This window comes from Cellulomonas sp., assembly GCF_017744555.1.
Classification (GTDB): Bacteria; Actinomycetota; Actinomycetes; order Actinomycetales; family Cellulomonadaceae; genus Cellulomonas.
Map to the genome: position 1 here is coordinate 39,681 of NZ_JAGIBD010000007.1, position 19,673 is coordinate 59,353.

Genomic DNA, 19,673 nt, shown 5'->3' on the forward strand with positions numbered 1-19,673 from the left:
CATGTTTGCGGGTGATTGACACGGTTTGTCCAGAGGGGTCCACTGGGGACGTCCTGAGGAGACGACGATGTCGCTACGCCCCCGCCTCGGCCCATCCGCGCGTGCGGCCCTGCCCACCCGCCGCCGCTGGTCCGCCGCCGCGACCCTGCTCGCACTCGCTGCGCTCGTCGTCGGCATCCCGCCCGCCCCCGCGGCGGCCGACGATCCTGCGCCGTTCACGTTCCTCGTCGTCCCCGACACGCAGAACTACGTGAGCAGCACCGCCAACGACCCGATCATGGCCGCGCAGACCCAGTGGATCGTCGACCACCGGACCGACCTGAACCTGGCCTTCGTCGCCGGGCTCGGCGACATCGTCGGTGTCGACACGTCGACCGTGCAGTGGCAGCGCGCGTCCGACCACCTCGCGGTGCTCGACGCCGCCGGCGTCCCGAACACCGTCGTGCCCGGCAACCACGACATGGACCTGACGACAGGCGCGGCGCCGCTGTACCAGCAGTTCTTCCCGCCGAGCCGGTACGCGGGCGCGTCGTGGAGCTCTCCCGCGGCGTCGTACGGCGGGTACCTGGGGCAGAACCAGTTCGGGCCCGACGAGGTCGACCGGCAGAACCTCGACAGCTACGCGCTGTTCAGCGCGTCCGGCCTCGACTTCCTGGTGCTCAACCTCGAGTACAACCCGCCCGACGTGGCGCTCGCGTGGGCCCGTCGGGTGCTCGCCGCCTACCCGGACCGCCGCGCGATCCTCGTGACGCACTCGTACGTCGACGTCACGGGTGCGCTGAGCACGCAGGTGCTGCGGTCCGACGGCGGCAACAGCGGCCAGGACCTCTGGGACGACCTCGTGTCGACGAGCTGCTCGATCTTCCTGGTCGTCAACGGCCACTTCTACTCGGGCGACGCGTCCGAGGCCCGCCGGACCGACACCAACACGTGCGGGAAGCCGGTCCACGCGGTGCTGAGCGACTACCAGGGACGCGCGCACGGCGGCGACGGGTGGCTGCGGTACTACACGTTCGACCCGGCGCAGAACCAGATCACGGCCGTCACCTACTCGCCGACGCTCGCCCGGTTCGAGACCGACGACGACAGCGCGTTCGTGCTGCCGTACGACATGGGCGGCACCGCCCCGCCCCCACCGCCGCCCCCGCTCGCGGCCGACACGTTCACGCGCACGCTCACGGGCGCCTGGGGCACGGCCGACACGGGCGGCACCTGGACGCTCACGGGCGGCGCCGCGCGGTTCACGGTGGCCGGCGGCGCGGGACGGCAGGCGCCGCTGCCCGGCGGGACGGTGACGGCGAACCTCACGGGGGTCGCGTCGACGGCGACGGACCTGACGACGACGGTCGCGCTCGACCGCATCCCCGACGCCGCGCTGTACGCGACGGTCGCGGGCCGGCTCGTCGGCTCGACCGAGTACGGCGCGCGGCTCAAGGTGCTCCCCGCGGGAGCGGTCCAGCTGCATGCCGAGCGGTCCGGGACCGTCCTCACAGGCGGCACCCTGCCCGGCCTCGTCCTCGCCGCCGGTCAGCGGCTGCACGTGCGGGTCCAGGTGCAGGGCACCGCGCCGACGACGATCCGGGTGCGCGCCTGGCCCGACGGCGCCGCCGAGCCGACGACGTGGTTCGCGACCGCCAGCGACTCGACGGCGGCGCTGCAGGTCCCGGGCGGCGTCCGGATCTCCACCTACGTGAGCGGCACGACCACGGGCGGCGCGGTCACGGCCTCGTACGACGACGTCCTCGCGACGACCATCGGGTCCCCGCCCCCGCCTCCTCCGGTGAACCAGCCGCCGCAGGCCGCCTTCACCGTCACGCCGACGAACCTGTCGGTCGCGGTCGACTCCGCGGGCTCGACGGATCCCGACGGGACGGTCGTCGCGCGGTCGTGGACGTTCGGCGACGGGGGCACGGCGAACGGCACGACGGCGACGCACACCTACGCGGCCGCCGGGACGTACACCGTGACGCTCACCGTGACGGACGACGACGGCGCGACCGGCACCGCGACCCGCACGGTCACGGTCACGGCACCGCCACCCCCGTCGAGCACGCTCGCCGCCGACACGTTCACGCGCACCGCCACCCGCTCCTGGGGCTCGGCCGACACGGGCGGGACCTGGACGCTCGGCGGCGGGACGACCGCGTTCTCGGTGGCGGGTGGTACCGGCCTGCAGCAGGTCTCACCGGGCGCGACGCTCACCGGCACGCTGGCCGGGGTCTCGTCGACGTCGACCGACGTACAGGCCACCGTCTCGCTGTCCGGCATCCCCGACAACACGCTGTACGCGGCCCTGTCCGGCCGCGTCGTCGGGACCGCCGACTACGCCGCGCGGATCAAGGTGCTCGCGGGCGGGGGAGTCCAGCTGCACCTCGTCCGCAGCGGCACCGCGCTCGCGGGCGGGACGCTCGCCGGTGTCACGCTGACGCCCGGCGCGGTGCTGCACGTCCGCACCCAGGCGGTCGGCACGTCACCCACGACGCTGCGCGCACGCGCATGGCTCGACGGCGCGGCCGAGCCGGCGGGCTGGCAGTACACCGCGACGGACTCGACGGCGACCCTCCAGGCGGCGGGCGGCGTCCGTCTCATGACGTACCTGTCGGGGGCGACGACGACCGGCGCCGTCACCGCCCGGTGGGACGACCTGCTGGCGACGACCGTGCCGTGACGGCGAGGTCGCGGTGTCGCGCCCGCGGCCGTCAGAGCGGGCGGCCGGCCTTCATCTCCGCGACCAGTGACCTCACCACGGAGTCGAGCTCGCCCGCGTTGCGCCGCGCGACGGCCCGCTGCCGCTGGTACGACGCCCCGCGCCGCAGGATGACGCGCACCTGCTCGAGCTCCGCGGTGCACCCGAGCCGCTCCGCGACGGGCGCGAGCTCGACGAGCCACCGGCCCACCGAGTCGGTGACGAGCTCCTCGTCGCCGGCCGCGTTCGTGATGATGATCGCGTCCATGCCGTACCGCGCGGAGCGCCACTTGTTCTCCTGCGTGAACCACGGTGGCAGCGTCGGCAGGGCCTCGCCGCGGTCGAGCATCGACGAGAAGTGCTCGACGAAGCAGTGCGTGAGCGCCGAGATCGCGGTGACCTCGAGCAGGTTGGCTGCGCCGTCGGCGATCCGCATCTCGAGCGTGCCGAACCGCGGCGACGGGCGGATGTCCCACCGCACCTCGTCGAACTGGTCGATGACGCCGGTGTGCATCATGTCGCCCACGTACTGCTCGAGCTGCTCCCACTGCTCGAACCCGAACGGGAGGCCCGCGGTCGGGAGCTGCTGGAACAGCAGGGCCCGGTTCGACGCGTAGCCGGTGTCCTTCGCGGCCCAGAACGGCGACGACGCCGACAGCGACTGGATGTGCGCGAACACGGTGAGCATCGCGCGCGTGAGCGGCAGCACCTTGGTCCGGTCCTCGATGCCGACGTGCACGTGCACGCCGTAGATGAGCATCTGCCGGCCCCACCACTGCGTGCGGTCGATGAGCGTCGCGTACCGCTCCTTGTCGGTGACCTTCTGCTGCGCCCAGTTCGCGAACGGGTGCGTGCCGCCGCCCATGAGGTCGATGCGCAGGGGAGCGGCGGCGGCGGCGACCTCGTCGAGCGAGCGCTGCAGGTCCGCGCCGGCCTCGGCGATCGTGCGGCACTTGCCCGACGAGATCTCGACGGTGTTGAGCAGCAGCTCCTGCTTGATGTGCGGGTTGTCGGTCCCGTCGTCCGGCCGGACGGCCGCGAGCACGGCCTCGGCGGCCTGCCGCAGGTCGCCGGAGTCGGCGTCGACGAGCGCGATCTCCCACTCGATCCCCACGGTGGACCGCTCGGACCGGGCGAACGGCAGCGTGACGGGCGCGGCCATCAGACGGGCTCCACCACGAGGACCTCCTGGTGCCCGGCGACGCGCGTGAGGACGACCGTCGCCTCGGCGTCGCCGCGCAGGTCGAGCTGCTTGCGCAGCTGCTCGGGCACCACGGCGGTGCCGCGCTTCTTGATGGTGATCCGCCCGACGCCACGTTCGCGCAGGTAGGTGCGCAGCCGCTTGAGCCCGAACGGCATGACGTCGAGCACGCGGTAGCCCCGCAGCACGGGGTCCTCGACCAGCTCGTCGGACGTCACATAGGCGATCGTGGGGTCGACGAGCGTCCCGCGCACCCGCTCGGCGGCCTCGGCGACGAGCCCCGCCCGGATCACCGCCCCGTCGGGCTCGTACAGGTAGGCGGCGACCGGTCCGACGTCGGCCACCGCCCGGGTGCCGTGCACGGCGTGCGCCTGGTCGCCGACGAGCACGAGCGCCGAGCGGCCCGGACCCTCGGGCGCGAGCGTGCCGAACCACAGGCCGAGCTCGACGACGTCGCCGTCGACCGACACCCACTGCGCACGGGCGTCGTCGGGCAGCGCGGAGTGCGGCACGCCCGGTCCGAGCTTGAGGCCGAGCCGAGGCACCGTCTCGCGCAGCGCGAGGACGGCGTCGAGCGGTGGTGCGTATGCGGCGGGGTCGAACAGCCGGCTGCCGGACGACGTGCGCCGCGCCGGGTCGGCGTACACGCCGTCGACCCCTTCCGCGACGAGGTCGAGGGCGAGCCCGTCGCCGTGCCGCACGACGGCCTCGGGGAAGTGGCGCAGGTTGACGGTCGCGACGGCTGCGGTCGCCTCGTCGACGTCCGTGGCGAGCACCCGCAGCCCGACGGCCGCGAACGCCATCGAGTCGGCCCCGATGCCGCACGTGAGGTCGGCGACGTGCGTGCAGCCGGCGTCGCGGTACCGCCGGGCGTGGTGTGCGGCGACCGTCAGCCGGGTGGCCTGCTCGAGGCCCGCGGGCGTGAAGAGCATGCCGTCGGCGAACTCGCCGAGCTTGGGCCGGGCCTTCGCCCGCAGGCGCGACTGGGTGAGGGCCGCGGCGACCAGCGTGGGGTCCAGGCCCTCCTCGCGCAGCCGGGTGGACAGCGCCATCGCGCGGGCCTCGTCGTACGGCGGCAGCGCGGCCAGGAGGGCCCACCCGTCCGGGCTGAGCAGCGACGTGAGACCGGCGGCGTCCATGCGGTGATCCTTGCACCTGGGGCGGCCGGCACGGTCGCCGGACGACCCTGTTGGCACTCGCCTTGACCGAGTGCTAACCCGTTCCTAGAGTTGGGGCGCTGGCACTCTCCACGTGGGAATGCCAACGGCGTCACCGGCCGCGGCACCCGCGACGACGTGGACGGCACGCCATACGGACATCAGTGAACGACTCACATGCGAAGGGGAGGTCCGCTGTGTCGGTCTCCATCAAGCCCCTCGAGGACCGGATCGTCGTCAAGACGCTCGACGCCGAGACGACGACCGCCTCGGGTCTGGTCATCCCTGACAGCGCCAAGGAGAAGCCCCAGGAGGGCGAGGTCCTGGCGGTGGGCCCGGGCCGTGTCGACGACAACGGCAACCGCGTCCCGCTCGACGTCGCGGTCGGCGACAAGGTCATCTACTCGAAGTACGGCGGTACCGAGGTCAAGTACGCCGGCGAGGAGTACCTGATCCTGTCGGCGCGCGACATCCTCGCGGTCGTCGTCAAGTGACTGACGGGGCGCCGGGCCGCTGACGACCGACGTCGCGGCCGGCGCCCTGCGCACGAGAGCCCCCTCCCGGATGGGAGGGGGCTCTCGTCGTTCCTGGTGGCGGCAGGTCAGACGGCGGCGCGACGTGCGCTGCGCTGCGCGAGGATCGCCGCGCGCTCGTCCTCCGACAGGCCGCCCCACACGCCGTAGGGCTCGCGCACCGCGAGGGACTGCTCGCGGCACTCCTTGAGGACGGGGCACGTGGCGCAGATCGCCTTGGCCGCCTCGGCGCGGCGTCGGCGGGCCGAGCCGCGTTCGCCCTCGGGGTGGAAGAACAGGTCCTGGTCGGCGTCCCGGCATGCGCCGTCGAACTGCCACTCCCAGAGGTCCATCACCGGACCGGGCAACCGCGAGATCTCGGCCATGCGTTCCTCCTCGGTCTTCGCGACCACCCAGCGGTGGGCGGTCGGTCAGCTCCTGCGTCGTCGTGGTGCAGCCCGCGTGCTTTTCAGCGGGTGAAGCGATGTGCCGCCACGTTACAACCGCGCCAGAAGTTGTTCAAGACTGTGTCGCCCATTGGAGGGATGACTCGATTTGGCCCGTCGGCGCAGGTCGTGAGGCTGACCGGTTCGCCCGAGTGCCGCGCCGGTCCCGACGGGTGCGCCCGGCGAGGCCTGGCAGAATCGCGTCATGGTCCCCGAGCGCGACGAGGAGCCGGCCGTCACGACGACCGACGACGTGGCCGTCGCCGACCTCGCACCTGCCCTCGCCGTCGCGGCCGTCGCGCGTCGTCTCGGCGTCGCGCCCGCGACCCTGCGCACGTGGGACCGGCGGTACGGGCTCGGGCCGTCCGAGCACTCCGCGGGCGCCCACCGGCGGTACAGCGCGGTCGACGTCGACCGGTTGCTCGTCATGCGCCGTCTCACGCTCGACGGCGTCGCCCCGGGCGAAGCCGCCCGCGTCGCGCTCGCGACCGACGTCCGGCCCGCCACGCCCGCGGACGGCGTCGCGGCACCGACCTCCGACGTCCCCCGTCAGGCCACCGCCCTCGGTCGGGCCCACCTGACCGCGACCCCGACCGACCTCGTGGACGCCGCCCTCGCGGGCGACCCGGGCCGGTGCGCGCGCCTTCTCGGGCTCGACGGCGTCGCGAGCCGGGGCGGCGTCGCCGGGTGGTGGACCGCGCTGGTCGAGCCGGCTCTCAGCGACCTCGCGCGCCGCACCGTCGTCGACACCCCCGGCGTCGACGCCGAGCTCACGCTGCGGTCCGCGGCCCTCGAGGCCCTGCGGGTGCACGCCGGTCGTCCGCCGGCCGTCGGCGCGCCCGTCGTGCTCGTGCTCGTGCCGCCCGGCGAGCCTCGGCCGCTCGTGACCCACGCGCTCGCCGCCGCCCTGGCCGCCGAGGGGTCCGACGCCCGGATCGTCGGCGGCCCGGTCGGCCCGCACCACGCGGTCGAGCTCGTCGTCATGACGCGCGCGGTCGCCGTCGTCACGGTCGGCCGGCGGCACGATCCCGACCTGTCCGCGGTCGCGCGGCTCGCGCACGACCGCCCCGACGTCCCCCAGTTCGTCATGGTGCCGGCCGCGGCCTGGGACGCGGTGCCCGTCGAGCGCTCGGTCCACGTCGCCCGGTCGTTCACCGGGCTCCTGCACGAGGTCCTCGCGGTCGCCGGCAGAGGCCCGACGGGCTGACGCCGACCCGCCGTCGCCTGACCGGCGCTCGACATTCCTGACAGGTCCCGCAACGGCGGACGAACCACCGTGACGCATGCGTGACAATTCAGGCTGTGCCTAACTTCCCAGGCCACGTTGGCCGATAAGGACCTCGTGACCGCGATGGCGGGCACAACCCAGCGGCACCGTCGTCGACCCTGACGGCTGCCGGTCACCGACGACGAGGGGAGCAGCACCCATGGCAGGAGTCGTGGTCTGTCACGGCTCGGCAGTGGTGCGCGAGCGTCTGGTCGTCACGTCGATCGGAGTGCCCGCGCTGACCCCCGTCCGCGCCGCAGCCGGCGTGGACGAGCTGGTGTCGCTCGCCCGGCGCATCCCGCCGACCATCGTGCTGCTCGACGCCCACCTGCCCGCCCCCGGCTCGACCGAGGCGATCCGCCGGCTGCGTGCCGTCGCGCCCGGCGCCGCGGTCGTGCTGCTCGCGTCGCCCGACGACGGTGCGGCGCTCGACCGGGCGCTGGCCCTCGGCGCCCGCGGCTTCCTGGCGCCCGACGTGGGCCGTCCCGAGCTGTCCGCAGTGGCGGCGCACATCCTGGCGAGCCCGGTGCTGGCCGGCTCGAACGGCCGGGCTCCCGGCGTCGACGTGCCGAGCCCCGCCGTCGCGCACGAGGTCGACGGTGCCGGCCGGACCGCCGTGGCCCGCCCGCTGACGGCCGTGGCCGTCGACGACGAGCGCGACGCCTCCGAGCCCGCCGCGCCCGTGCCCACGGGCGTCGCGACGGGTGCCGCGCTCACCAAGCGGGAGATCGAGGTCCTCGTGGGCATGAGCAACGGGCAGTCGAACGCGCAGATCGGTGCCCAGCTGTTCCTCTCCGAGGACACCGTCAAGACGCACGCGCGCCGGTTGTTCCGCAAGCTCGGGGCCAAGGACCGCGCGCAGGCGGTCGCGATCGGGCTGCGGCGGGGGCTCATCCGCTGAACGTGCTGCCGGTGCGACCGTCAGTGTGCCGGCAGGTGTGCCCACGGGTGTGCCGGTCCTCACGCGTCCGGTCAGCGGGACCATCGGCGGGAGTGCCCCGGCGCCGACGTATCCTGTCTGGATGACGGAGCTGGGACACTCGCCTGCCGACCCCTTCGCGCGGATCGGGCTGACCTACGACGACGTGCTCCTGCTCCCCGGGGAGACCGACGTCATCCCGAGCGAGGTCGACACCACGACCCGGCTGACCCGCGAGATCACCGTGCGCGTGCCGCTGCTGTCGGCCGCCATGGACACCGTGACCGAGTCGCGCATGGCCATCGCGATGGCGCGCCAGGGCGGCATCGGCATCCTGCACCGCAACCTGTCGATCGCCGACCAGGCGCACCAGGTCGACCTCGTGAAGCGCTCCGAGTCGGGCATGATCACCGACCCCGTCACGACGTCCCCGGAGGCGACGCTCGCCGAGCTCGACCGGCTCTGCGGCACCTACCGGGTGTCCGGCCTGCCCGTGGTCGGCGAGGGCGGCCGGCTGCTCGGCATCATCACCAACCGTGACCTGCGCTTCGTCCCGCCGCACGAGTTCGAGACCCGGCGCGTGCGTGAGGTCATGACCGCGATGCCGCTGGTCACGGCGCCCGTCGGCATCGCGCGCGACGACGCCGCCGCGCTGCTCGCGAAGCACAAGATCGAGAAGCTCCCGCTGGTCGACGACGCCGGCATCCTGCGAGGCCTCATCACCGTCAAGGACTTCGTGAAGTCCGAGCAGTACCCCGACGCCACCAAGGACTCCGAGGGCCGCCTGGTGGTGGGTGCCGCGATCGGCTTCTTCGGCGACGCGTGGGAGCGGGCCACGGCGCTCGTCGAGGCCGGCGTCGACGTGCTCGTGGTCGACACGGCGAACGGTCACGCCCGGCTCATGCTCGACATGGTGCGCCGCCTCAAGGCCGACCCGGGGACCCGTCACGTGCAGGTGATCGGCGGCAACGTCGCGACCCGCCCGGGCGCGCAGGCCCTGGTCGACGCGGGTGCCGACGCCGTCAAGGTCGGCGTCGGTCCGGGCTCGATCTGCACCACGCGCGTGGTCGCCGGCGTCGGCGTCCCGCAGGTCACCGCGATCCACGACGCCGCGCAGGCGTGCAAGCCGGCCGGCGTGCCGGTGATCGGCGACGGCGGGCTGCAGTACTCGGGTGACATCGCCAAGGCGCTCGTCGCCGGCGCGGACACCGTGATGCTCGGGTCGCTGCTCGCCGGGTGCGACGAGTCGCCCGGCGACCTCGTGTTCGTCAACGGCAAGCAGTACAAGCACTACCGCGGCATGGGGTCGCTCGGTGCGATGGCGTCCCGCGGGCGCGTGTCGTACTCCAAGGACCGGTATTTCCAGGCCGACGTGTCGACCGACGAGAAGATCGTCCCCGAGGGCATCGAGGGCCAGGTGCCGTACCGCGGCCCGCTCGGCGCCGTCGCGCACCAGCTGATCGGCGGCCTGCACCAGTCGATGTTCTACGTCGGGGCGCACACCATCCCGGAGCTGCAGGAGCGCGGGCAGTTCATCCGGATCACGCCGGCGGGGCTCAAGGAGTCGCACCCGCACGACATCCAGATGACGGTCGAGGCGCCGAACTACTCGTCCGGCCGCTGACCCGACCCTTCACCAGAGCGTGCCGACCGGCTCCCGGGCCGGCCACACGCCCTCGGCTCCCGGGCCGTCGAGGCCCTTCTCGGCGCGCCACGCGTTGAAGCCCTCGGCCCACGCCTGGTGCGCCGTGACCTGGTACTCGTGCAGCGTGTCGAGGTCCAGGTCGGCGAGGTGCGGGAACCGCCCGACGAGCCGCTCCAGCACGTCGAGCGTCGCCACGACGTCGACGTCCGCGCTGTGCAGGGACCCGGACTCGACCACCTGGTAGAAGCCGCACAGGTCGACCAGCTTGCGCTTGCCCTTGCGGAAGCGGTCCTCCGCACGGTCGAGCACGAGGGGGTCGATGACCGGACGGGCGGCACCCAGCAGCCGGTCGGGCAGCGTCGGGAGCTTGTGGCGGCGCAGCTCGGCGTCGAGCAGGCACAGGTCGAACGCCGCGTTGTACGCGACGACCGGCACGCCCTGGCGGAACGCGTCGGCCAGGACGGTCGCGATCTCGTCCAGCGCGGGCTTGGGGGCCCCGCCGTGCGCGCGGGCGTGCTCGGTGGTGACGCCGTGGATGGCGGCGGCGGCCTCGGGGATCTCGACACCCGGGTCGATCAGCCAGGTCCGCACGTGCGTCCCGGTGCCGTCGCGGCGGACGAGGGCCGCGGTGACGATCCGGTCGTGGTCGACGTCGATCCCCGTGGTCTCCGTGTCGAACCCCAGCAGCGGCCCGTCGCTCCAGCTCATCGCACCTCGTCCTCACGTACCCGTCCCTGCCGCGGTCCGTCCCGGCCCCGCTGCGCCCAGGTTCGCACCGACCGCCCACAGGCCCGGGCACCGCGCCCGGCGTGCCGCGCAACGCGACGGCGGCGCGGGGGGAAGGGGTGGGCGCCGGTAGCCTGGTGCGGTGAGCAACGAGATCGAGATCGGGCGCGGCAAGCGTGGCCGCCGGGCGTACTCCTTCGACGACGTGGCCGTGGTCCCCTCGCGGCGCACGCGGGACCCCGAGGAGGTCTCGGTCGGCTGGCAGATCGACGCGTACCACTTCGACCTCCCGGTCGTCGCGGCGCCCATGGACTCGGTGATGAGCCCGGCCACCGCCGTCGCGCTCGGCGAGGCCGGTGGCCTGGGCGTGCTGGACCTCGAGGGCCTGTGGACCCGGTACGAGGACCCGACGGCGCTGCTCGCGGAGGTCGCGACGCTCGACCCGGCGCGGGCGACGAGCCGCATGCAGGAGATCTACGCGGCGCCCATCCAGCCCGAGCTCATCACCGCCCGCCTCAAGGAGATCCGCGCGGCAGGGGTCACGGTCGCGGGCGCGCTCTCGCCGCAGCGGACGCAGGAGTTCTGGCGGACCGTCGTCGACGCGGGCGTCGACCTGTTCGTGATCCGGGGCACGACGGTGTCGGCCGAGCACGTGTCCGGGCGGGCCGAGCCGCTCAACCTCAAGCGCTTCATCTACGAGCTCGACGTGCCGGTGATCGTCGGCGGCGCGTCGACCTACACGGCGGCGCTGCACCTCATGCGGACCGGGGCGGCGGGCGTGCTCGTCGGGTTCGGTGGGGGAGCGGCGCACACCACGCGCGTGTCGCTCGGCATCCACGCGCCGATGGCGACGGCCGTCGCGGACGTCGCTGCCGCGCGGCGCGACTACCTCGACGAGTCGGGCGGCCGGTACGTGCACGTCATCGCGGACGGCGGCGTCGGGCACTCGGGCGACCTCGTCAAGGCCGTGGCGTGCGGTGCGGACGCCGTGATGCTGGGTGCCGCGCTCGCGCGGGCGACCGAGGCGCCCGGACGTGGCTTCCACTGGGGGCCCGAGGCGCACCACCCGCACCTGCCGCGCGGCGAGCGGGTCGAGGTCGGCACCGCGGGCACGCTCGAGCAGATCCTGTTCGGCCCCGGCCACACGGCCGACGGCACGCTGAACCTCATCGGCGCGCTGAAGCGGGCCATGGCGACGACCGGGTACTCGGACCTCAAGGAGTTCCAGCGGGTCGAGGTCGTCGTGTCTCCGTACCAGCCGCACTGAGCATCGCCGGGCGCCGAGCCCGGCTGCACCGACGACGACGCCCGGGTGGGTCCGTGACGGACCGGCCCGGGCGTCGTCGTGCTTCCGGGGTGCGCGCCCGGCGGCCGGGCCGCTCCCCGCTGGCGCCCGCCGGTGGTGGGAGGAGGGTGAGACGGACAGGGCACCACCTGCGGCGATGTCCGAACAGACATTTGATTGAGTCCGAATCTGCCCGAATCTCTTGACAGTTCGGGTGAATCGGACGACTCTGGACGGCACGAGGCAGGCGACAGGCGCCGCCCACGGGGCAACGGAGTCGACGTGTACGCACCGGAGCGACACCAGCAGATCCTCGTCAGAGCACGCGCCGACGGCCGCGTCGACGTCACCGGCCTCGCGGACGAGCTCGACGTGACGCCGGAGACGATCCGCCGTGACCTCACCGCCCTCGAGCGGCACGGCCTCGTCCGCCGCGTGCACGGCGGGGCCATCCCGGTCGAGCGGCTCGGCTTCGAGCCCGGTCTCGCCGACCGGGAGGGCGTGCTCGCCGGCGAGAAGGAGCGCATCGCCAAGGCCGCGCTCGACGAGGTCCCGGACAGCGGTGCGGTGGTCTTCGACGCGGGCACCACGACCGTGCGCCTCGCCGAGATGCTGCCCACCGACCGGGAGCTCACCGTCGTCACGCACGCGCTGCCCGTCGCGACCCTGCTGGCGTCGCGGCCCAACATCACGCTGCACCTCGTCGGCGGCACGGTCCGCGGCCGGACGCTCGCGGCGGTCGGGTCGTGGGCGCTCGCGGCGCTCGCGGACATCCACGCCGACGTCGCGTTCGTCGGGACCAACGGGCTGAGCGTCGAGCACGGCCTCACGACCCCTGACCTCGCCGAGGCGGCGGTCAAGCGCGCGCTCGTGTCGAACGCGCGGCGCACCGTGGTGCTCGCCGACCACACCAAGCTCGGCCGCGTCGACTTCGCGCACGTCGCGCCGTTGTCCGAGGTCGACACCGTCATCACCGACACGGGCGCCGCGACGGAGCTCGTCGAGGAGATCGAGGCCGCCGGACCGCGGGTGGTGCGCGCATGATCGTCACCGTGGTCGCCCGAGGGGTGATGTGCGCATGATCGTCACCCTCACGCCCAATCCCAGTCTCGACCGGGCCCTCGAGCTCGACCGGCTCGTGCGCGGCGAGGTCAACCGCGCGACCGGCGCGCACGTGCACCCCGGCGGCAAGGGGATCAACGTCTCGCGCGTGCTGATCCGGCACGGCGTCCCGTCCCTCGCGGTGCTCCCGACCGGCGGCGCGGACGGGGCGCGGCTCGTCGACCTGCTCGGCGAGCGGGCCGTGCCGGTGGTGCCGGTGCCGGTCGGCGGCGACGTGCGGACCAACCTCACGCTCGTCGAGACCGGTGGCGCGACGACCAAGGTCAACGCGCCCGGCCCGAAGCTGACGCCCGACGAGGTCGACGCGCTGCTCGCGGCCGTCGAGGCGCAGCTCGTCAACCGCCCCCGGGCGCTCGTCGGGGCCGGCAGCCTGCCCCTCGGTGCGAGCGAGACGTTCTTCGTCCGGGTCGCCGGCCTGGCCGCCCGGTACGCGGTGCCGTTCGCCCTGGACACGTCCGGGCTGCCGCTGGCTCGGGCCGTCCGCTCGGGCGGTCTGACGCTCGTCAAGCCGAACGACGAGGAGCTCGCCGAGCTCGTCGGGCAGGACATCGTGACGGTGGGCGACGCCGTCGAGGCCGCGCGGACCGTGATCGCGCAGGGGACCCGGGCGGTGCTGCTGAGTCTCGGCGCGCACGGCGCACTGCTGATCCTCGCCGACGCCGTCTGGTGGGCCGGCGGCCCGCCGCTCGTGCCCGTCTCGACGGTCGGCGCCGGCGACACCACGCTCGCCGGTTTCCTGGCCGCCGAGGGGCACGCCCCCGAGCGGCTGCGTCAGGCCGTCGCGTTCGGCCGGGCGGCCGTGCTGCTGCCCGGCACCGCCGTCCCGGCACCCGAGGACATCGACCTGGGCGCCGTCCGGGTCGTCGAGAACCCCGCGCACCACCTCGCACTGAAGGAGCTGTGAACCGTGAGCACACCGCTGATCACCCCTGACCTCGTCGCCGTCGACGTGGTCGCCGCCGACCGCGACGCCGCGACCCGGCAGCTGATCGACCTGCTCGCCGCCGCGGGCCGCGTGACGGACGCCGACGGGTTCCACGCCGACGTCCGTGCCCGCGAGGCGCAGATGGCCACCGGCATGCCGGGCGGCATCGGCCTCCCGCACGCCCGGTCGGCGCACGTGACCGCCCCGAGCCTCGCCGTCGGGAAGGTGCCGGCAGGCGTCGACTTCGGCGCCCCCGACGGGCCCGCGACGCTCGTCTTCCTCATCGCCGCCCCCGACAGCGGGGACGCGGCGCACCTGCAGATCCTCGCGGCGCTCGCCCGCCGCCTGGTCCACGAGTCGTTCCGTCAGTCCCTCAAGGACGCCACCGACCCCGCGACGGTGGCCGAGATCATCACCCGAGAGGTGGTCCCCTCATGAAGCTCGTCGCCGTCACCTCGTGCCCCACGGGCATCGCCCACACGTACATGGCCGCCGAGGCCCTCGAGCAGGCCGGCAAGGCCGCCGGTCACGAGGTCCACGTCGAGACCCAGGGCGCCGCCGGGTCCACGCCGCTCGACCCCGCGATCATCGCGGCCGCGGACGGCGTCATCTACGCCGCCGACCTCGAGGTCAAGGACAAGGAGCGCTTCGCCGGCAAGCCGTTCGTCGACGTCGGCGTGAAGAAGGCCGTGCACGACGCACCCGGCGTCATCGCCGCCGCGACGGCCGCCGTCGAGGCCGGGGTGCCCGCGCCCGTCGCCGGTGCACCCGCGGCACCCGCCGCCCCCGCGACGAAGGTCGACGCCAACGCCGGCGTCGGCACGCGCGTGCGGCAGTGGCTCATGACGGGCGTGTCGTACATGATCCCGTTCGTCGCCGCCGGCGGGATCCTCATCGCGCTGGGGTTCATGGTCGCCCAGTTCGCCGACGGCAGCCAGGGCGTCATCGACGTGACGCAGGTGCCGATCAGCCACCTGCTCAACGACTTCAGCGTGCTGTCCGGGATGGACTGGGCGGCGCTGCTGTTCCACACGGGTGCCCTCGCGTTCGGGTTCCTCGTGCCGGCGCTGTCCGGGTTCATCGCGTACGCGATCGCCGACCGGCCGGGCATCGTGCCCGGGTTCGTCGGCGGCGCCGTGTCCGTCGCGGTGGGCGCCGGGTTCCTCGGCGGCCTCGTCACCGGGTTCATGGGCGGCTTCCTGGCCCTGTGGATCTCCCGCTGGAAGGTCCCGAAGGGCGTGCGCGGCATCATGCCGGTCGTCGTGATCCCGCTGCTGTCCTCGTTCGTCGTGGGTCTCGTGATGTTCGTGATCATCGGGCAGCCGATCGCGTCGCTGATGGAGGGCCTGAGCAGCTGGCTCAACGGCCTGTCCGGCTCCAACCTCGTGATCCTCGGCGCGCTGCTCGGCGCGATGATGGGCTTCGACCTGGGCGGACCGATCAACAAGGTGGCGTACACGTTCGCCGTCACGGGCCTCGCGACCGAGGGCCTCGCGGCCGACGCGGTGCAGTACCGGATCATGGCCGCGGTCATGGCCGCCGGCATGGTGACGCCGCTCGCCATGGCGCTCGCGACGACCGTCCGCAAGAGCCTGTTCACGCACGCCGAGCGCGAGAACGGCAAGGCCGCCTGGCTGCTGGGCGCGTCGTTCATCTCCGAGGGCGCCATCCCGTTCGCGGCGGCCGACCTGTGGCGGGTCATCGTCTCGTCCGTGGCCGGCTCCGCCCTCACCGGTGCGCTCGTCATGGCCGGTGGGTCGGCGCAACGCGCGCCGCACGGCGGCATCTGGGTGCTGCCGCTCATCTCGCACCCGTGGTGGTTCGTGCTCGCCGTCGCCGCGGGCATGGTCGTGACGGCGCTCGTCGTCATCGCGCTCAAGACGACCCGTCGCGACCCTGTCCTGCAGGCCGAGCACGTCGCCGACGAGCAGGCCGAGCTCGTCGCCCAGACCGCCTGATCCCCCTCTTGTCGAACCGAGGAGCCACCATGGTCCAGCGCACCGTCGTCGTCGCCTCCCGCGTCGGCCTGCACGCCCGTCCCGCGATGCTGTTCACGCAGGCCGTCGCCGCGAGCGGCGTCCCCGTGACGATCGCCCGCCCCGGCGGTGAGCCCGTGGACGCGGGCAGCATCCTGTTCGTCATGTCCCTCGGCGTCCCGCACGGCGAGGAGGTCACGCTCGCCGCGGAGGGCGACGGTGCGGAGGCCGCGCTCGACGACCTCGTCGCGCTGCTGGCGACCGACCTCGACGCCGAGGACGCGCCCGCATCACCGGGCGGCGCGTCATGACCGCCCCGACCGTCGAGCGCGTGCTGCACGGCGTCGGCGTCGGCCGGCGCGGCGTGGTCGGACCCGTCGCGCAGGTGCAGCCCGCGCCGCACGTCCCGGCCGACGCGCCGCTGCTGGTCGACGGGGTCGAGGCCGACGTCGAGACGCGTCGCGAGGTCGTCGACCGGGCGTTCACCGACGTCGCCGAAGGCCTGCGCGACCAGTCGTCGCGGGCCACCGGCACGGTGCGCGACGTGCTCGCCGCGACCGCGCAGATGGCCGACGACAAGGCGCTGCGCAGCCAGGTCCTCGCGAAGATCGGCGCGGGCGAGCCCGTGGTGAGCGCGGTCGACGGCGTCGTCGAGATGTTCGCGACCATGTTCCAGCAGGCCGGCGGCTACCTCGCCGAGCGCGTCACCGACCTGCGCTCCGTGCGCGACCGGGTCGTGGCGCGTGCGCTCGGCCTCCCGGCGCCCGGCGTGCCCGAGCTGCACCGGCCGTCCGTCGTCGTCGCGAAGGACCTCGCGCCCGCCGACACCGCGGCGCTCGACCTGGCGAACGTGCTCGCGATCGTCACGGAGCTCGGCGGGCCGACGGGCCACACCGCGATCATCGCGGGCCAGCTCGGCCTGCCGTGCGTGGTCCGGGTGGCCGGCGCGACGGCGCTCGTCGACGGCACCGAGGTGGCCGTCGACGCCGCCGCCGGGACCGTGACGACCGACCCTGACGAGGCGCAGCGCGCCGACCTCGACCGCCGCGCCGGTGTCGAGCAGGCGCTCGCGGCCGACACCGCGCCGGGCGGCACCGCCGACGGCCGCAGGGTCCAGCTGCTCGCGAACATCGGCACCGCCGAGGACGCCGAGCGGGTCGCGACGGGCGCAGTCGAGGGCGTCGGGCTGTTCCGTACCGAGGTGCTGTTCCTCGAGCGGACCACCGCGCCGACCGAGGAGGACCAGGCCGCCGTGTACGCGCGGGCGCTGGCAGCGCTGGGGGACCGCAAGGTCGTGGTCCGCACGCTCGACGCGGGCGCCGACAAGCCGCTCGCGTTCGCGACGCAGCCCGACGAGGAGAACCCGGCGCTCGGCGTCCGTGGATACCGCCTCGTCCGGACGCACCCTGAGCTGCTCGAGACGCAGCTCGCCGCCCTCGGGCGCGCGCAGTCGCAGGCCGAGGCCGCGCCGTGGGTGATGGCACCGATGATCGCGACGGCCGCCGAGGCGCGGGACTTCGCGGCGCGGGCCCGGGCGCACGGCATCGCGAAGGTCGGCGTGATGATCGAGGTCCCCGCGGCCGCGCTGCGGGCGGGCGAAATCCTCGCCGAGGTCGACTTCGTGTCGCTCGGCACGAACGACCTCGCGCAGTACGCGATGGCCACCGACCGGCTCCGCGGCGAGCTCGCCGACCTGCTGGACCCGTGGCAGCCTGCGGTGCTCGACCTGGTCGACGCCACGGCACGTGCCGGGATCCAGGCGCACAAGCCCGTCGGGGTGTGCGGCGAGTCGGCATCGGACCCCGTGCTCGCGCTCGTGCTCGTCGGGCTCGGCGTGACGAGCCTGTCGATGTCCGCGGGAGCCGTGCCGGCGGTGCGGTACGCGCTGCGGCACCACACGGCGGCGCAGTGCCAGACGATGGCCGCCGCGGCGCTCGCGGCCGGGTCCGCGGTCGCGGCCCGGGGCGCCGTCGTCGGCCTGCTCGTCCCGGAGGTGCGCGCGACCCTGGGGCTGTAGGCGACGAAGCGACCCCCGAACGGCGGTGTCGCGGGGCGGACCCCACACCCCCCGCGGCATCGCTCGGCCGTGTCCCCGGGGCGGGGCGCGTGGCTTCCACGGGTGGCGCGCGTACCCTGGCGCGCATGGCGCACGACCCCGGACATGCGGAGCTCCACGACCCCGAGACCGACCCGCTCGCCACCTACGTGCTCGAGCCCGACGACGTGCGCACGCTGCTCGCGCGCGTGGTCGCGTCGCCCGGTGCGGCGACGCACACCTCGTACGCCCCGTTCACCGGCGGCCCCATCGCGGCCGTCCCGCTGTCCACGCCCGACGACGTGGCCCGGGCGGCACGCCGGGCGCGCGCGGCGCACCGGCTGTGGGCCGCGCGCCCGCTCGGCGACCGCACCGCGGTGCTGTCCCGCGTGCACGACCTGGTGCTGGAGCGGCAGAGCGAGGTGCTCGACCTCATCCAGCTCGAGTCCGGCAAGGCGCGCGTCTCGGCGTTCGAGGAGGTGTGCGACATCGCGATCGTCGCGCGCCACTACGCGGCACGTGCCGGCCGGTACCTCGCGCCCCGGCGCGTCCCGGGCCTGATTCCCGGCCTCACGACGACGAAGGTGCTGCGCCACCCGGTCGGCGTGGTCGGCATCGTCGCGCCCTGGAACTTCCCGCTCACGCTCACGCTGGGCGACGTGCTGCCCGCCCTGGTCGCGGGCAACGCCGTGCTGCTGCGGCCTGACCCCCAGACGGCGCTGACGGCGCTGTGGGCGGCCGAGCTGCTCGAGGACGCCGGGCTGCCCGAAGGGCTGCTGCAGGTGCTCGTCGGCGACGGCCCGACGGTCGGCGCCGCGGTCGTCGAGCACTGCGACCACGTGAGCTTCACCGGCTCGACGCGCACCGGCCGGGTCGTCGCCGCGCAAGCGGGGGAGCGGCTCGTGCCGGCCACCCTCGAGCTCGGCGGCAAGAACCCGATGTACGTCGCGGCCGACGTCGACGTCGAGGTCGTCGCCGAGGGGGCCGTGCGCGCGAGCTTCGTCGGCACCGGGCAGGTGTGCGTGAGCATCGAGCGCATCTACGTGCACGAGGACGTGGCCGACGAGTTCCTCGACGCCTTCGCCCGCCGCACGCGCGACCTGCGGCTCGGTGCCGGGCTCGACTACCGCTCGGACGTCGGGTCGCTCACGTCGGCCGCACAGCTCGCGACGGTCGTCGAGCACGTCGAGGACGCGATCGGCCACGGTGCGACCGTGCTGGCCGGCGGCGTGCACCGCACCGACCTGGGTCCGTGGTTCTACGAGCCGACGATCCTCACCGACGTGCCGCCCGAGGCCCGGCTGTTCCGGGAGGAGACGTTCGGCCCGGTCGTCGCCGTGTACCGCGTCGCGTCGGACGACGAGGCCGTCGCCGCGATGAACGACACCGAGTTCGGGCTCAACGCGAGCATCTGGACCGCGGACACCCGCCGGGGCGCCGCGCTCGCCGCGCGGGTCCGGGCGGGGACCGTCAACGTCAACGAGGGCTACGTGTCGACGTGGGGCTCGATGGCGGCGCCGCAGGGTGGAGTCGGTGCGTCGGGCCTCGGTCACCGGCACGGCCGTGAGGGCCTGTGGGAGACGACCCGGGTGCAGACGGTCGCGGTGCAGCACGGCGTGCACGGCGTCCTCGGTGGACCGGGCGTCGGCCTGCACCGGCTGTTCGACCTCGGCACCGAGACGTGGCCGCGCGTGTACACGCAGGTGCTGCGGGCCATGAAGGCGGCGCGGCTGCCCTGACCCGTCGGGCACGCCGGCGGGTGCCGCCCCGG

General features: G+C 74.3%; 17 protein-coding genes. 13 read left to right on the top strand and 4 right to left on the bottom strand.

Annotated features, from left to right (window positions below):
• The first annotated feature begins 67 nt into the window (after positions 1-67).
• Positions 68-2,668: a PKD domain-containing protein gene (locus tag J7523_RS06435; protein WP_291883795.1), complete on the top strand. Its 2,601-nt coding sequence runs from the start codon at positions 68-70 to the stop codon at positions 2,666-2,668.
• Between the two features lie 31 nt (positions 2,669-2,699).
• Here J7523_RS06435 and J7523_RS06440 read toward each other — a convergent pair whose 3' ends face one another.
• Entirely contained in the window at positions 2,700-3,848 is a 1,149-nt protein-coding gene (locus J7523_RS06440) for a glutamate--cysteine ligase (protein WP_291883798.1), read from the bottom strand.
• On the bottom strand, positions 3,848-5,026 hold the full coding sequence (locus J7523_RS06445; RefSeq protein ID WP_291883801.1) for a class I SAM-dependent methyltransferase: 1,179 nt from the start codon (positions 5,024-5,026) through the stop codon (positions 3,848-3,850). Before J7523_RS06445 ends, J7523_RS06440 begins: the two co-directional genes overlap by 1 nt.
• A 215-nt stretch (positions 5,027-5,241) precedes the next feature.
• On the opposite strand from J7523_RS06445, the gene groES reads away from it, so the two are divergent.
• On the top strand, positions 5,242-5,538 hold the full coding sequence (groES, locus tag J7523_RS06450; protein ID WP_013770231.1) for a co-chaperone GroES: 297 nt from the start codon (positions 5,242-5,244) through the stop codon (positions 5,536-5,538).
• A 107-nt stretch (positions 5,539-5,645) separates the two neighbouring features.
• On the opposite strand, the gene J7523_RS06455 is transcribed toward groES, so the two are convergent.
• Positions 5,646-5,942, bottom strand: coding sequence for a WhiB family transcriptional regulator (locus tag J7523_RS06455; RefSeq protein WP_275407146.1), 297 nt, complete (start codon positions 5,940-5,942; stop codon positions 5,646-5,648).
• A gap of 265 nt (positions 5,943-6,207) precedes the next feature.
• Here J7523_RS06455 and J7523_RS06460 point away from each other — a divergent pair, with 265 nt between their 5' ends.
• From J7523_RS06460 to guaB, 3 genes are all read left to right on the top strand, one after another.
• Complete coding sequence (locus J7523_RS06460) at positions 6,208-7,209, top strand: MerR family transcriptional regulator (protein ID WP_291883816.1); 1,002 nt, start codon at positions 6,208-6,210, stop codon at positions 7,207-7,209.
• Between the two features lie 220 nt (positions 7,210-7,429).
• Positions 7,430-8,170: a response regulator transcription factor gene (locus J7523_RS06465; RefSeq protein WP_291883820.1), complete on the top strand. Its 741-nt coding sequence runs from the start codon at positions 7,430-7,432 to the stop codon at positions 8,168-8,170.
• Between the two features lie 121 nt (positions 8,171-8,291).
• Positions 8,292-9,812, top strand: coding sequence for an IMP dehydrogenase (guaB, locus tag J7523_RS06470; protein ID WP_291883823.1), 1,521 nt, complete (start codon positions 8,292-8,294; stop codon positions 9,810-9,812).
• 9 nt (positions 9,813-9,821) lie between these two features.
• On the opposite strand, the gene J7523_RS06475 is transcribed toward guaB, so the two are convergent.
• On the bottom strand, positions 9,822-10,541 hold the full coding sequence (locus J7523_RS06475) for an exonuclease domain-containing protein (RefSeq protein WP_291883825.1): 720 nt from the start codon (positions 10,539-10,541) through the stop codon (positions 9,822-9,824).
• 160 nt (positions 10,542-10,701) lie between these two features.
• On the opposite strand from J7523_RS06475, the gene J7523_RS06480 reads away from it, so the two are divergent.
• From J7523_RS06480 to J7523_RS06515, 8 genes are all read left to right on the top strand, one after another.
• Positions 10,702-11,826 (top strand): GuaB3 family IMP dehydrogenase-related protein, encoded by a 1,125-nt coding sequence (locus tag J7523_RS06480; protein WP_291883828.1) that lies wholly within the window; start codon positions 10,702-10,704, stop codon positions 11,824-11,826.
• A 300-nt stretch (positions 11,827-12,126) separates the two neighbouring features.
• Positions 12,127-12,888, top strand: a complete 762-nt coding sequence (locus tag J7523_RS06485) for a DeoR/GlpR family DNA-binding transcription regulator (RefSeq protein WP_291883830.1) — start codon at positions 12,127-12,129, stop codon at positions 12,886-12,888.
• A gap of 34 nt (positions 12,889-12,922) precedes the next feature.
• Complete coding sequence (locus J7523_RS06490) at positions 12,923-13,870, top strand: 1-phosphofructokinase family hexose kinase (protein WP_291883833.1); 948 nt, start codon at positions 12,923-12,925, stop codon at positions 13,868-13,870.
• Positions 13,871-13,873: 3 nt separating this feature from the next.
• Entirely contained in the window at positions 13,874-14,329 is a 456-nt protein-coding gene (locus J7523_RS06495; protein ID WP_291883837.1) for a PTS sugar transporter subunit IIA, read from the top strand.
• Positions 14,326-15,849: a PTS fructose transporter subunit IIBC gene (locus tag J7523_RS06500; protein ID WP_291883840.1), complete on the top strand. Its 1,524-nt coding sequence runs from the start codon at positions 14,326-14,328 to the stop codon at positions 15,847-15,849. Before J7523_RS06495 ends, J7523_RS06500 begins: the two co-directional genes overlap by 4 nt.
• Before the next feature lie 29 nt (positions 15,850-15,878).
• Positions 15,879-16,178 (top strand): HPr family phosphocarrier protein, encoded by a 300-nt coding sequence (locus J7523_RS06505; protein WP_291883842.1) that lies wholly within the window; start codon positions 15,879-15,881, stop codon positions 16,176-16,178.
• Entirely contained in the window at positions 16,175-17,884 is a 1,710-nt protein-coding gene (ptsP, locus tag J7523_RS06510; protein ID WP_291883844.1) for a phosphoenolpyruvate--protein phosphotransferase, read from the top strand. The genes J7523_RS06505 and ptsP overlap by 4 nt, the downstream gene beginning before the upstream one ends.
• A gap of 125 nt (positions 17,885-18,009) precedes the next feature.
• Positions 18,010-19,641, top strand: coding sequence for a succinic semialdehyde dehydrogenase (locus J7523_RS06515; protein ID WP_291883845.1), 1,632 nt, complete (start codon positions 18,010-18,012; stop codon positions 19,639-19,641).
• The last annotated feature ends 32 nt before the right edge of the window (positions 19,642-19,673 follow it).

Coding starts and splice junctions, on each gene's coding strand:
- J7523_RS06465 (WP_291883820.1), top strand. CDS start 7,430: ATGGCAGGAGTCGTGGTCTGTCACGGCTCGGCAGTGGTGCGCGAGCGT.
- ptsP (WP_291883844.1), top strand. CDS start 16,175: ATGACCGCCCCGACCGTCGAGCGCGTGCTGCACGGCGTCGGCGTCGGC.
- J7523_RS06475 (WP_291883825.1), bottom strand. CDS start 10,541: ATGAGCTGGAGCGACGGGCCGCTGCTGGGGTTCGACACGGAGACCACG.
- J7523_RS06435 (WP_291883795.1), top strand. CDS start 68: ATGTCGCTACGCCCCCGCCTCGGCCCATCCGCGCGTGCGGCCCTGCCC.
- J7523_RS06505 (WP_291883842.1), top strand. CDS start 15,879: ATGGTCCAGCGCACCGTCGTCGTCGCCTCCCGCGTCGGCCTGCACGCC.
- J7523_RS06460 (WP_291883816.1), top strand. CDS start 6,208: ATGGTCCCCGAGCGCGACGAGGAGCCGGCCGTCACGACGACCGACGAC.
- J7523_RS06455 (WP_275407146.1), bottom strand. CDS start 5,942: ATGGCCGAGATCTCGCGGTTGCCCGGTCCGGTGATGGACCTCTGGGAG.
- J7523_RS06490 (WP_291883833.1), top strand. CDS start 12,923: ATGATCGTCACCCTCACGCCCAATCCCAGTCTCGACCGGGCCCTCGAG.
- J7523_RS06440 (WP_291883798.1), bottom strand. CDS start 3,848: ATGGCCGCGCCCGTCACGCTGCCGTTCGCCCGGTCCGAGCGGTCCACC.
- J7523_RS06500 (WP_291883840.1), top strand. CDS start 14,326: ATGAAGCTCGTCGCCGTCACCTCGTGCCCCACGGGCATCGCCCACACG.
- guaB (WP_291883823.1), top strand. CDS start 8,292: ATGACGGAGCTGGGACACTCGCCTGCCGACCCCTTCGCGCGGATCGGG.
- J7523_RS06445 (WP_291883801.1), bottom strand. CDS start 5,026: ATGGACGCCGCCGGTCTCACGTCGCTGCTCAGCCCGGACGGGTGGGCC.
- J7523_RS06515 (WP_291883845.1), top strand. CDS start 18,010: ATGGCGCACGACCCCGGACATGCGGAGCTCCACGACCCCGAGACCGAC.